The 13,101-nt window shown below is 56.6% G+C and carries 12 protein-coding genes; 1 reads left to right on the top strand and 11 read right to left on the bottom strand.

What is annotated here, in order from left to right:
• Positions 1-97: 97 nt before the first annotated feature.
• From ALMA_RS06220 to ALMA_RS06170, 11 genes are all read right to left on the bottom strand, one after another.
• Complete coding sequence (locus ALMA_RS06220; RefSeq protein WP_094726843.1) at positions 98-2,698, bottom strand: lysylphosphatidylglycerol synthase transmembrane domain-containing protein; 2,601 nt, start codon at positions 2,696-2,698, stop codon at positions 98-100.
• A gap of 158 nt (positions 2,699-2,856) precedes the next feature.
• On the bottom strand, positions 2,857-4,293 hold the full coding sequence (gene purB / locus ALMA_RS06215) for an adenylosuccinate lyase (RefSeq protein ID WP_094726842.1): 1,437 nt from the start codon (positions 4,291-4,293) through the stop codon (positions 2,857-2,859).
• Positions 4,294-4,327: 34 nt separating this feature from the next.
• A complete protein-coding gene (locus tag ALMA_RS06210; RefSeq protein WP_094726841.1) occupies positions 4,328-5,755 on the bottom strand; it encodes a PGAP1-like alpha/beta domain-containing protein in 1,428 nt (475 codons plus the stop codon).
• Positions 5,752-6,012: a hypothetical protein gene (locus ALMA_RS06205; RefSeq protein ID WP_094726840.1), complete on the bottom strand. Its 261-nt coding sequence runs from the start codon at positions 6,010-6,012 to the stop codon at positions 5,752-5,754. Before ALMA_RS06205 ends, ALMA_RS06210 begins: the two co-directional genes overlap by 4 nt.
• 92 nt (positions 6,013-6,104) lie before the next feature.
• The gene (locus ALMA_RS08205; protein WP_211278344.1) at positions 6,105-6,662 is read right to left on the bottom strand and encodes a DUF6466 family protein; all 558 of its coding nucleotides are present in this window, start codon (positions 6,660-6,662) and stop codon (positions 6,105-6,107) included.
• Positions 6,659-7,783 carry a vWA domain-containing protein gene (locus ALMA_RS06195; protein WP_244568900.1) on the bottom strand — a complete coding sequence of 375 codons (1,125 nt, stop codon included), beginning with the start codon at positions 7,781-7,783 and terminating at the stop codon, positions 6,659-6,661. Before ALMA_RS06195 ends, ALMA_RS08205 begins: the two co-directional genes overlap by 4 nt.
• Positions 7,783-8,874 (bottom strand): vWA domain-containing protein, encoded by a 1,092-nt coding sequence (locus ALMA_RS06190; protein ID WP_094726839.1) that lies wholly within the window; start codon positions 8,872-8,874, stop codon positions 7,783-7,785. The genes ALMA_RS06195 and ALMA_RS06190 overlap by 1 nt, the downstream gene beginning before the upstream one ends.
• Positions 8,875-9,378 carry a hypothetical protein gene (locus ALMA_RS06185; protein ID WP_094726838.1) on the bottom strand — a complete coding sequence of 168 codons (504 nt, stop codon included), beginning with the start codon at positions 9,376-9,378 and terminating at the stop codon, positions 8,875-8,877.
• 15 nt (positions 9,379-9,393) lie between these two features.
• Positions 9,394-10,317, bottom strand: coding sequence for a DUF58 domain-containing protein (locus ALMA_RS06180; protein WP_244568899.1), 924 nt, complete (start codon positions 10,315-10,317; stop codon positions 9,394-9,396).
• Positions 10,318-10,363: 46 nt separating this feature from the next.
• The gene (locus ALMA_RS06175) at positions 10,364-11,446 is read right to left on the bottom strand and encodes an AAA family ATPase (protein WP_094726837.1); all 1,083 of its coding nucleotides are present in this window, start codon (positions 11,444-11,446) and stop codon (positions 10,364-10,366) included.
• Positions 11,447-11,530: 84 nt separating this feature from the next.
• Positions 11,531-12,235: a uracil-DNA glycosylase gene (locus tag ALMA_RS06170; RefSeq protein ID WP_086106001.1), complete on the bottom strand. Its 705-nt coding sequence runs from the start codon at positions 12,233-12,235 to the stop codon at positions 11,531-11,533.
• A 107-nt stretch (positions 12,236-12,342) separates the two neighbouring features.
• Between ALMA_RS06170 and ALMA_RS06165 the strand changes: the two genes are divergently transcribed.
• Positions 12,343-13,062 carry a LytR C-terminal domain-containing protein gene (locus ALMA_RS06165; protein WP_094726836.1) on the top strand — a complete coding sequence of 240 codons (720 nt, stop codon included), beginning with the start codon at positions 12,343-12,345 and terminating at the stop codon, positions 13,060-13,062.
• The last annotated feature ends 39 nt before the right edge of the window (positions 13,063-13,101 follow it).

Below are 13,101 nucleotides of genomic sequence, written 5' to 3'. Positions count from 1 at the left end.
AAATTTTCCACTTTCGGAGTGTCTCAGAACAAAATTTGTAAAGGAATAGTGTGCAAAACGCCACTATACTCAGGTTCGTCGTGTATTATGGGACGTTTTATATAAGATTCTTCTTTCCGAGCCAGCTCATGGCCATGGCTCCCAGAGGAATACGGATCCAGTAGGTCATGACTCTAAAAAGCAGAGCAGCAGACAGAGCCACTGCGGAAGGAATACCCACGCCAGTGAAAGCTACAGTCAGAGACGTCTCCACGCCACCGAGTCCACCAGGAGTAGGAGCAGCAGAACCGATGGTATTCGCTACGAGAAAGATGAACGTCGTCTCTATAAAGCTTGCTGGCATATTAAAAGCCTGCAAGGCTGCCCAGAAGCTTAAGCCGAGCATGAGGTTCTGGAACACGGATCCGAGAGCACCGAGGGCGACCTTTCCAGGCTGAGTGAGAAGAAGGATGAATTGACGGGCAAAGTTCTTCACACGAGGCAGAAGCTTCACGAGGATAAACTGACGAACGGGCGGCACGAGCATACTCAGAGCGATGCCGAGCGCCACGACGCCGAGCAGAACAGCGAGCGTGCCCGTCGGCACGAGGCCAGTCAAGCCGTTATTCCCCGTAAACAGGCCGAGCGCGACCATAAGCAGGAACGTCGTAGCGAACTGAACCGCCACGACGGCACTCATAGCAGCCGTAGCCGCCGTATTCTTATGACCGGTTTTGCGCAGAAAACGCAGATTCACGAACGCAGGCCCCACGCCTGCCGGCATACTGACAGCGGCAAAACTCTGCGCGACCTGAGACATAAAAATGCCGAGATAGTCCCGCTTCTCACGGTCCATATACGTGGCGAGGGTGAGCGACGTGCCGAACCATGACGCGCAGCCAGCCAGAAGGCTTACGAGCGCGAACACAGGATTCGCATTCTGCACACTCTCTACCACAGCGCGTACGTTCAGCTGCGTGAGAATAACCGAAAGCGCCACCACGATGAGAAAAGCAGTAATGAAGTTCCGCACGTTAAAGCGGGACAGTGCCACCAGCTCGACGGTGTCCGGCTCTGTATCTTCGGACGTGGTCACAGCGATGAGCCGGGTGCGCACTTCCTTCGAGAGCGTGCGCGACCATCCCGCAAGCTCGCGTACTGAGGACGGGATGAGCACATTCTGAATATAGGGGGCCACACTGCTGAGGGTAGCTTTATCCCAGACTTTCTGCGCGGCGCTCAGCGTGGTATCGATGCCGAGGAGAGCGGACAGAAGGATGAGGATCTGCACGCGGTCTGCAGCTATATTCGTAGCGCTGGATGCGAGGTCTCCGTTCTCCCAGCCACACAGAATGAGGTGATTGGTTTCGCGGGCGGAGGTGGAGGACGTGGTGGCCGTGCTACTGTCGCTCGCCTCACTACTGTCGCTCACCTCGCGGGCGAGTGCGTTCGGTGAAATGTGACGATGGGTAATACCGCGCTGATGAGCAGCGTCGAGGTAGCTCAGAACACTCACAGCATCGGCTTCGCTCAGCTGTGTGAACTCATCGAAACTGACCTGCTGGATGTTCGCATTCTCGTGAAGGAACAGAACAGAAGATTCATGCGAATCCGCTACAGCATAAGGACCTACAGCGCTCAAGCCGGCATCACGGAGAGCCAGAAGCATGAGGAAATGATGGTGTGTCATGTCCACGACAGAACGGTCGTGGCGCAGAGAAAGTCCTGTGAGCTTGAGCCACTGCCACAGCTGACGTAAGTAGCTCTGGCTATGACGCTGTGTATCTGCTACGGACGCAGTATAGCGCTCACCGCTGCGTGTGATGACGAGGTAACGGCGGGAATTATAGGTGAGGTCATCATCCGCGCTATACGCAGAAGGAGCCCCAGGAACCTGAAGAGTACCACGCGTACTCGTGTCTCCCATGTACTGGATGCTCTCTGGTTCGAGTCCTACTGAGCGAGCAGCATCCACGAGGTCTTCTCCCCACACTCCGAAGCTCGGCGAGCCCACGGCGTAACGGATGATGAGGCCTACCATGCGGCCGAGCAGGAGAGCTATGGCCATGCTGACGAAGGAATTCGCTGAAAGCATGACGAGCAGAGCGGACACTGTAAACATAGTATTCCAGCTCCAGCCGAGCGTGGAGCGGCTACGGCGAGGTCCTGCACAGGTGAGGAAGGCAGTCAGCCCAGCAGAAAGCTCAGGGAAGAGGTACTGCACGTGGCTGGCTGAGCGCAGAGAGTCGATAAGAGGCTGGTAGCCTATAACGGTGATGAGCTGTGAGACTGCTATAGCTGCGGCTATGCCTGCGAGGAATCCTAGCATGGAGATGACCGTCTGCCACCATTCGCGGTGGGTGAGCATCTGGACGACCACACTAATGGTAATGACCACCATAGTGGCCTGCTGCAGGAAGGAGAGCGGCAGTGCGAAGAGCCAGTCGTTCAGGAGGTCTCCCACAGTATGTGCATCTTCTTCCACGCCACTGGTAACGCCATGAAGGTAGAGGGAAAAGAGCGCGAGAAGAATGGCTCCCACGAGAGCGAGTGATGCGTTCGTAAGGTCAGAGAAGTCGTGCGCACGGTGAGGCTCGGCGTCGGTGATGTGGACGCTGGTGATGTGGACGCTGGCATCGTCGCTGCGAGTAGCGTCGTTCGCTACAGCTTCCGGGTCGCGTGCAGCATTCGGGGTAGGGGAAGAAGAATTCGAATCCATGGGGTATAGCGCTCATCTCTCAGTGGTGTATGACCTGGTCTTTATGGAGTTTTCCTACTCTATCTGACCAGTTCGAGTCATCTATAGTGCGAAAGAGGCAGTAGCTGTGCCACTGCCTCTTTCTCGGAGCTAAAATGTGCTTCCAGTATAGCAGAAAATTACTGCTGGATAAAGTCCACGAGGCTTTCGGCAGCACCCGTGTAGGTGGCAGGAGTGAGTGCGGCCAGGCGTTCAGCGGTATCCTCTTCGAAGTTCAGAGTGGAGATGAACTTTTCTACATCCTCATGCGAGATGGAGTGTCCGCGCATGAGTTCCTTCACACGCTCGTAAGGATTATCCATGCCCTCTACGCCTTTCAAAGCCTGAGCGCGCATAGCGGTCTGGATAGGCTCGCCGAGTACTTCCCAGTTATCCTCCAGCTCGCCAGAGATGATGGCCTCATTCGGATGAATGGACTCGAGACCGCCCGAGAGGTTATACAGGGCGAGCATGCCATAGCCGAAGGCGGACCCCACGTTACGCTGTGTGGTCGAATCCGTCAGGTCTCGCTGCCAGCGGGACTCTACGAGAGTAGCACTCAGTGAGTCCAGCAGAGCGCAGGAAAGCTCGAGGTTTGCTTCTGCGTTCTCGAAGCGGATAGGATTCACCTTATGTGGCATGGTAGAAGAGCCCGTAGCTCCCTTGACAGGGATCTGCGCGAAGACACCGCGGGATATGTACATCCAGATGTCCTGTGCGAGGTTATGTGCTATGCGGTTAAAGTGGCTCATGGTCGAGTAGAGCTCAGCCTGCCAGTCGTGGTTTTCTATCTGCGTGGTCAGAGGATTCCACGTTAGTCCCAGGCGCTGGGAGACGAACTGGCGGGACAGGTTCACCCAGTCTACATCTGGAAGAGCTGCCAGGTGTGCGCCGAAAGTACCTGTGGCACCATTTATCTTTCCGAGGTATTCCTGCTGCTCTATAGCGTGGAGCTGACGGCTGAGGCGGTAGACCCACACTGCGCACTCCTTACCAAGAGTGGTAGGAGTGGCAGGCTGACCGTGTGTGAGGCTCAGCAGTGGCATGGAGCGCGTGCTCTCGGCGAACTCAACCATGCGAGTGACCAGTCCTCGCGCGGCTGGAAGCCACACGTTCTCCACAGCACCCTTAATGCACAGTGCATAGGAGAGGTTATTAATGTCCTCGCTCGTGCAGGCGAAGTGGACGAGAGGCTTAAGGCGACCCAGCTGTGTGCCTTCACCAAGTGTCTTATGAGCATCTTCGAGGCGTCGGTCTATGTAGTACTCCACAGCCTTCACATCGTGGCGAGTGACGGACTCTATCTCTGCCAGTTCAGCTATGCCTGTGGCGCCGAAGTCTTCTTCTATGGCGCGCAGGTACTCTATCTCGTCCTCCGTGAGCGGCTCGACGCCAGGGATGAAGGAGTGTGAGCTGTTCCCATTCGCCAGTTCTATCATCCACTCGACCTCGACGTGAATGCGCGCACGGTTCAGTGCAGGCTCGCTGAGGTATTCGACGAGAGGAGAGGTAGCGGACTGGTAGCGTCCATCCAGTGGGCTCAGAGCGATATGTGGGGTAATATCAGTCAAGTTCATACTCCTAGAATACGTGAAGGGCTAAACGCGTGGATCAGGGTCCTGTATTCTCTGGTGTTCTGTGCGTATGCTCGGAATCCGGCTCCTTATTCATCCGGCACTCATAGGCGAGATTCCGGTCGAGCCTGCCCTCGGTAAGCTCAGAAAAGTGGGTTTCGTGTGCTTCAAGTTCAGGGCTGGGCAGGCGCTTAGCGTCGCGGAACGTGGCCGTATGGTAGTTCATCGCGTGTGAGAGCTCATGCGTGTCCTTTGCATTCGGAACGCGCGTAGGCTGCAGGCTCGCGCTGGGCTGGGAGTCTCGTATCCTCCCACGCACCGTCAGCCAGTGCTCGCGTATGGGGTTATCTTTTCCGTCGAGGCTGGAGACGAGTTCGCGGTCTGTTTCTACGCTCGTGACCCACGTTTTACTCGTATCGATGGGGTGGCGTGCTATGGGAGATCCTGCCGTCACCACGTGCGAGATGGTATACGGATGCTGCGACGCGCTCGCTATGGATGCGGCGATGATGCCGCCCTGCGAGTGTCCTACAAGTGCCACGGGTTCGCCTGGCTGTATTCCGGCTTGCTGCATAGCGCTCAGGACGGCGCGCTGGCTGTCTGCAGTGGCGCGCGCACGTTCGCTCCTCGCCATGAGGTCCACGTTTTGCGGCCATCCGAATGGCGAGTCTTTCTGCCCGTCTGTGCCTGGGATAGTGACTACCCAGGAGTGCATTCCGTTCGCGCGCGTGTAGCGCTGGATGCTGACGGTACCGTGCTTGAGGCTGCTGAGAGTTTCGAGGTTCGCTAGGCTCTGGCTGAGCGTAGAGGCGGCAGGCAGTGGTGCAGCTGGCATGGGCGTGACGGTGAGGGAGTTTCCCTGCCAGACATCGGCCAATTCTTCCGCTCCCTTCGCGAGTCTTTCCGCGGCTCCAGGTACGCCTCTACCGTTCGATAATCTATTTCCTAACTGGTCGAGATAAATCTGCTGCTCTCTAGGATGCCGGCCGAAGAATCCTGCCAAGGATGCTTTCCCCGAGCTTAGCTCTTCTGCAGCACTTACTGCTGCGAGCCCTAGTCCCGTCTGAACGGGGAAAACATACGAGGATGCGGCCAGGAGAGACTGCATCCAGCGTGAAGTCTGAGCTTCTGCATGCGAGTAGAGGTGCAGAGCGCGCATGAGCTTATCGGCAAGGTCACGTAGATAAGCAGCGTAGGATTCGAGCAGAAGAGCGGTCTGTTCACAGTGCCGTGCGGCTTCACTCAAGGGTGCAGCGGCGGGGCTCATTGCGTAGATATGCTCAGGACAGGCGTACGACGAGCTCATCTGCTGGGAGGCGAAGAAAGCACTCTGACCGTAGGCGTGAGCACAGCGGGAGAGCTCGTCTGCATGATTCCACAGGAGGTGAGCAGACGAGATGAGGTCGTCAGTGTTTTCTATAAGAGTGCTCGACGCGAAAACTTCCGCGCTCGTGTAGAGGCTCATAGCACACCACTGACACGAAAATGCTGGAGCTGAGACCGTAAGGAGATACACTGCTGACGAAAAAGCTCAGAGGAGTGTCCCGTCCAGTTCAGAGCTTCACACCGCTGTAGTGCAGACTCTGTAGATGCCACAGTGGTATCCGCCATAGCGGACGCTTCACGCAGAACCTCCTGCGTCTGCTGGAGAAGAAGAGAGCACGTGCAGGTGGTGAGGCGCTCAAGCAAGGGCGGTGTCTGGAAGAAAATGTCAGTACGCATAGAGACATTTTCCCAGAGAACCATGCGAGGAGTCTAGCGTGAGAGGTACATGTGACCCGATGTGGATAACCGTGTCGAACCCCTGTGAATAACTACCACGGCTTCTTCGTAGTCGTCTTCGGTGCTTGTGGCGTGTATGTCTGCTGATTCTGGGCATTATTATCCGTGAGCGTACGCATACGCTCCTGAGTGTCCTGGTCGAGAGTACTCGTCGAGGAGCTGCTGGATGAGGATGATGAATCAGAGGATGAGGACGAAGAGTCCGAAGATGAGGACTGTGAAGAGGCATCAGAAGAATTCTGCTGCTCCATATCCTTTTTAATCTGTGCGGTCAGCGCTGCAGACACAGCCTTATTCTTCTCCACCGACTGCTGAAGAGCAGGAAGCTGAAGCCAGCTGAGCTGGGACGCATCTTCGAACTGAGAGTCTGTCTGAGTCTGCTTTGCCGCGAGAAGCTCGAGGTCTGGAGAGTCTGTAGAATACTGGGCTATGGTAGCGGTGAGGTTCTCAGTGGCAGAATTGAACATACCAGCCACAAGCAGATTAAATGCACACACAGCAGCTGCGAGCCCAGCGAGGACAGCGAGAACGACGAGAGCTATACGCACGCGAAGGCTCGCGCGCGGGGAAGTGGAAGAACTAGAAGTCATAGAATAAACAGCTTTCTCGAAACGGCCGTCCAGCTGGACAGCTCCCAGAAGGCCACGAGCGCGAACGCAAGGCCGAACGGCCAGAGCAGCGAGACAGGCCGCTGCAGAGTGCGAGTCGTAGTCACGAGGCGGTACTTATCCGAAGAATCCGAGGACAGTGCAGTCTTCAGCGTGGTCTGCGCGTCTGGATGAATATACGAACCGGACAGCTGGTCGGCTATGGTCTTCAGATTCGACTCATTCATCTGCGAGATGCCATCGGTGCCGGTATCTGGGTCCTGAACCCAGGACTGCGTAGACTGCTGCACCTCAGATGCGGACGCAGTAGCGCGAATCCCTGTAGACGTCTGCGGAATACGGCCACCTTCAGCCGAGCCGAGCCCTACCACCACGGCATTCGTAATGTATGGACGCAGAACCGAGAAGCTCTTTACTGCTTCGCCAGTCGTCTGCTCGCCATCTGTAAGAATGTAGAGGATAATGGTGTCCTGCGGATGGGCATCGCGGGCAGCTTTCAGCGCTGTAATGAGAGTGTTCAGCGGAGCGTCGAGGCTGGAACCAGACGAGACATTCGTCGGCTCGGTAGCCAGGCTATCTGCCCAGCTGGTCAGGGCCATGCGGTCTGGAGTGAGGGGAAGCGTTACCGAAGCGCTCGCGCCGAAGGTCACAGCCGAGAAGCTCGCATCCGGGTAGTGATCTGCGATGTCATAGACGGCCTGACGGGCGGCTGCGATGCGGGTGAGTGTCTGGTCTGAGCCGGTCGCGCGAGAAGAAACGGAGGAGGAGCCAGACGTGCCATACTGTGCGTCAGACACAGCCATAGATCCCGTAACATCAGCGGCCACGAACACGTCTGTAGCGTTCACTGCACGGGTCGTCGTCGATGCATATGTGCTCGGGCCCAGAAGCATAACGCACAGAAGTACTCCGAGAGTCCAGCGGCGAGCAAGCATGCCATGCGTCATATCGGTAGAAGATGTGTGCACCGAGGTCGCGCGCACGAACTGTACCGTCATCCACACGCAGGTAGCGAGCACGAGCACGACTACTATGAGGGAGCCTACCCAGCCGAAAACTGGAGAAAATGTGGGCATAAAACTCAGAGAATTCAGAAAACTCATCAGCGACGCATCCTTCCTGCTGTGAGGATAAAGGCGAGGAAAGAGAGAGCGAGAACGAGAAGAATAAGCCCAGGTGCATCGATGAGGTTACTCGTCTCATCGTGCAGCTGCGGTCCAGACTTCGTGGAGGTGATGTCGCGCACGATGTCCTCGACGGTGTCATTCGCATTTAAGTCCACATATGTGCCACCGTGGCTGGTGATGGACTCACGCATGTTCACTGCAGCTTCGGAGCTACTCGTCTGGTCCGTACCTACGTAGAGGGCGTCCACATTTATCTTCGCATTACGTGCGATGTCGAGTGCCTCGTTCAGCGTAAACGTCTGCTTTCCAGACGGCACGTTATCCGTAGCGAGGATGATGGAGGCGCTGCGTGCGTTCTGCGCGTCGCGCGACTCGAGCTGCGGCAGCATCATGGTGCAGGAGACGAGCCCGTCGCCTATGAGCGAGGTGGAGTTCTCCACGTTCTGCGTTCCGGCCAGCCAGTCGTTTACTTCCTGGTACTCCTGGTCAGTCATCTTATCGATGGATTCCTGCGTCTGCACGCGGCTGAGGAGTGTGTACGCGTAGTTCAGCTGGTTCGTTATAACAGACGAGTCGTCCGTCAGTGGGAAAACCGTCTTCGATGTGGAATTAAAGATGCTCATACCTATGCGCTCTCCCTGAAGGTTCTGCGCGAGCTGGCTGTATGCGGCTATGATTTGGCGGTCGTAAGCGAGTGCAGATCCGGATACGTCGAGGCAGAGGATAATGTCGCGTGAGGCTGTGCTGGAGGGCTGCGGGTTTATGGTGGATGGCCGGGCTATGAGCACTGCTCCCGCGCACAGGGATACGGCTAGGCTACCTGTAGCTATGCGGCCGAGACGGCGGTACGTGCGCATGCGGCGGCTCGCGGTATCCGTCTGGAAGTCACGCTCGAGGTTATACACCGTGGCTGTGCCGTCTGCTGTTTCCTCGCTGGTAGGCCTGTTTTTCGCGCTGTACGTCAAGTAGGCGAGGACCACGAGTGTGATGAACAGGACTGCTGCCACGACCAGGGCCACCCAGGGCCACGTGAAGCGTGTGGGCAGGAATGATGAGAGTGTAGACATTTACGCATCCCACCTTTCTATGAGAGCGTTCACCCATCCGCAGGCTTCGATGACCGTGACTTCTGCACTGCGCGCATGCGTGGCTTCGTAGGCGAACTCTGGCGGGTAGAGCGCTTCTATGGTCGTGCGCAGAAGCTGGATACCGTTCGCATTTCCGTTCAGCTCAGCTAGAGTATGTGTGGTGACGTCCTGGTCGAGGCGCTGTGAGGCAAACTGGCGCGCTATGGCTGCCAGCTCGCGGAAAGCGTCCTGCTTGCTGATGCGCCGCGCGTCCCACGCCTGCTCGACCTCGTGTACGCGCTGCTTAAACGAGGCGTCCGTTTCGGGAGCTTTCTTCTGCCCAATTCCCGCTTTTTCGGCCCGTGGCATCCACGAGATCAGGGCAGCCGCGATGCCAGCTACTGTGATGAGGAGCAGAATGCCGAGCGCGATGAGTAGTGGAGTTCCACTAAACTGCGGGTCGGGCACCTGAGTAAAGGTGGCGGATAAGTGTGTAAAAGTCATAAATGTAAAGCTCGATTACTGAAGGAAAGACGAGGATATGTGGGCGAGGGATATGCGGTGGACAAATTCGTGAAACATGTCCTCACTGGATTTCGCACTGAAGAGGGACGCGCCCTTCGTATTCAGACGGCGGGTGAGCTCATCTGCCGTGAGCTTCCTCTGAATGGTTACTTCCTGAGCGAGGGATTCGTCTGAGAGGAAGGCAGGAATGTGGCGGTGTGATACTCCGTCGCGCACCATGCTGAAGTACTCAGAATGCTCGAACGGATTCAGAGCTGCGACGTTCAGCACGACCACTGGATGTGTCTGCGTGAGCACGCCGAGGTGCTCGAGAGTGTCCTTCGTCCAGGATGTGTCACTCGTGGCCATAATGATAAGCGCATACTTATCCTGGATGTGACGCGCGTAATCCATGAGGGCCGGCCAGTTACTGTCGTACTTCGCTGGCTGCTGGGCTATCTGGTCGAGCAGAGAATCCGCCTCGCGGTATCCCCCCGTAAAAGGCATACGTGTAATGCTGTGTGCATTCCCGATGATGAAGTTCACATTATCCGCACGCTTGAGAGAGAGCATGGTGAACATGCGTACTGCATTCAGCGCCACGTCTATCTGCCGCTCTCCCGAAGCGGTATGACCAGTCAGCTGGCGGCCTGAGTCGATGAGCACCCATACATTACTCGTAGATGTGCGTTCTTTCAAAGAGACGATAGGCTCACCAGCACGCGCGGTCGCTTTCCAGTCTATGGAGCGGGACTCGTCTCCTATAACATAGGGGCGAAGGTCCATAAACTCATAGCCAGAGCCACGCCTGCGGCTATGATGCTCGCCTTCGACGATGCCCATGGCTCGGCGGACTAAAGGCAGGCTGAGGCGTGGCCCCAGAGCCTCGATTTTTCGACGCGTAGGGTCGCTCAGCGATGCAGTATGCACGGTATCCACGAAAAAGATCCTTTAGCTAGCGGGAGAATTGGCATAAAAACGACGCTTACGGAACAGGCACGGTCGAAACGATAGTGTCGATGACCTGGTCTGCCGTAATGCCGTCTGCCAGCGCCTCGAAAGTAAGCAGAATGCGGTGACGCAGAACGTCGTGCACGTGCGACTTCACATCTTCTGGAATAACGTAATCGCGACCAGAAATAAGCGCCTGAGCCTGTGCGACGCGAAGCAGGCTTATGGATGCGCGAGGAGAAGCGCCCAAGCGTACCAGCGAAGACAGGCCTTTAATAGGGCGAGTTCCAGCACCGCGGGACGTCGAAACGATGTCTACCACATACTTCTTCACATCCTCGCTCACGTGGACGCTACGCGCTGCAGAACGCAGATATGCCACATCACTGAGCGTAATGGACTGCGTCTCATCGCGCTCGAAGTTCATGGTATCGCTCGACTGGTTCCCCAGAAGCGAGAGCATGGCCACTTCCTGCTGAGACGACGGATACGTCATGATGGTCTTCATCATAAAGCGGTCCATCTGTGCCTCAGGAAGAGTATAGGTACCCTCTTCCTCGATAGGATTCTGCGTAGCGATGACCATGAAAGGCTGAGGCAGGCTGATGCGCTCGCCGCCGATGGTCGTAGCGCCCTCAGCCATGGCTTCGAGCATGGCAGACTGCGTCTTCGCACTCGAACGGTTAATCTCATCCAGCAGGACGATGTTCGCGTGGACAGGGCCTATCTGCGTGATCATCTTCTGAGAAGCAAAGTCGAAGACCTGAGTGCCGATGAGGTCTGCAGGCATGAGGTCTGGTGTGCACTGGACGCGCTTAAACGTGCCAGAAACGCAGGAAGCGAGCAGACGGGCAGCCGTGGTCTTCGCCAGGCCTGGGACGGACTCGATGAGGATGTGACCGCCGGCTATGAGCGTAAGAATAAGAGACTCACGCAGCTGCTCCTGGCCTACCAAGCCCTGAGAGAAGCGCTCGCGCATGCGCTGGGCGAGCTGCATGGCGTGCTGAGGATTCTCCGGAGTGCGGGTGGCAGCTGGCTGCTGGAGTGCTGGCGCCGCTGGTACTGGATTCGGGAGCGGTGGGAGCGGGGTTTCAGATGAATTCGAAAAAAGTGACATAACTTTTACCTTACGGGATGAGGAGTAAGAATGCGTAGTTTTACGCGCATCGCTAAGGAATCTGCACAGAATATGTGCAGAATTTTAAGGAAGCGTCCAGTTTATAGGAGTGGCACCGAGGTGCTCGAGGGCGGTGTTCGTGCGGGAAAAAGGCTTCGAGCCGAAGAAACCACGGTAAGCGGAAAGTGGACTCGGATGAGGTGATTCGATGATGGCTGCGTGAGTAAGCAGTGGCTTAAGACTGCGTGCATGTGCACCCCAGAGGATGGCCACGAGAGGCAGTGGCTGACCTGTGGCTGGATTCGTGCGGTCATTCAGAGCACGAATGGCTGCCTCTGTGATGGCTTCCCAGCCTTTACCCTGATGCGAATTCGCTGCATGAGCACGCACGGTCAGTGATCTATTCAGAAGCATTACTCCCTGGTCTGCCCACGGGGTGAGATCTCCTGTAGATGGTTCAGGAACGCCGAGATCATCCGTAAGCTCCTTATATATATTTATGAGACTCTTCGGGATAGGGTGAGTGTCCGCGGCGACCGAGAAGCTGAGGCCCACTGCGTGGCCGGGAGTGGGATAGGGGTCCTGGCCGACGATGAGAACCTTAACGGAATCCAGGGGGTAGGTAAAGGCCCTGAGAATCTGGTGGCCGGGAGGTAGGATCTGCTGTCCGCTGGATATCTCAGCGCGAAGAAAATCTCCCATAGCGTGAATCTGAGGCTCTACATCCTGGAGAGCTTGAGCCCACGAGGGGTGAATAATGCTCGAAAGCGGTGGGAGTGAAGACGTCATGGCTTCCATACTAGTAAGTTCGAGCGAAAATTGGCGGGAAAAAACCAGAGCGAAACGTGTGTGCAGGGCATTACGTAGAATGGTGCACAGTACATGAAGGAGCAGTTATGGCACAAGCACATGCGTATCCACGCGACGAGTTCGATCATTATGCAGGACAGCACGGCGGCGCACACCGCGGAAAGCGCACGGTACTCGCGCGCCTCAAGCCGTACATCATAGCCATCCTCGTGGCGGCCCTGTGCGCCCTCGCATTCCTGACGTGGACGAACGGATGGCTCGGCTCGAACGGGCTGAACTGGCTGCCAGGAACCTCAAGCTCGCGCACGGCCGCAAGCAGCAAGGCGAGCAATGCATCGAAGTCTACGACATCGAACTCTTCGAGCTCGTCGAACTCGAGCGCGTCGAGCAGTACGAACTCGGCGGACTCGTCGAACGCATCGTCGACGACGAATAGTACGACGTCCAGCACCACAGACCAGAGCCAGCAGAACACTACTACGCAAGACGCGCAGAGCGCGCAGGCTCAGCAGGCTGCGCAGCCGGTAAATAAGACGCGTACCATCACCGTGTATAACGGAACAGGCGTATCTGGCTATGCGGCACGTCGCGCATCTGTACTGACGTCCGATGGATACTCGAACGTAACAGCAGCAAATCCGACGAACCGTTCCACCCTGCCAAGCGCGAACACCGTATGGTATGTGGAAAACTCGGATAAGTCCACCGCTGAAGAAGTCGCCTCGAAGCTCGGAATCTCGAATGTAGAGCAAGTAGCGAGCCTCGGGCAGGGAAACATAGCTGTGGTGCTGATGAGCCAGCAGTAAAGAATGCCATTCGGCTTTGGCTTAAGGCAAAACACCTTT

This window comes from Alloscardovia macacae (assembly GCF_002259705.1).
GTDB classification, from domain to species: domain Bacteria; phylum Actinomycetota; class Actinomycetes; order Actinomycetales; family Bifidobacteriaceae; genus Alloscardovia; species Alloscardovia macacae.
This window is presented reverse-complemented; position numbering and strand designations above follow the sequence as displayed.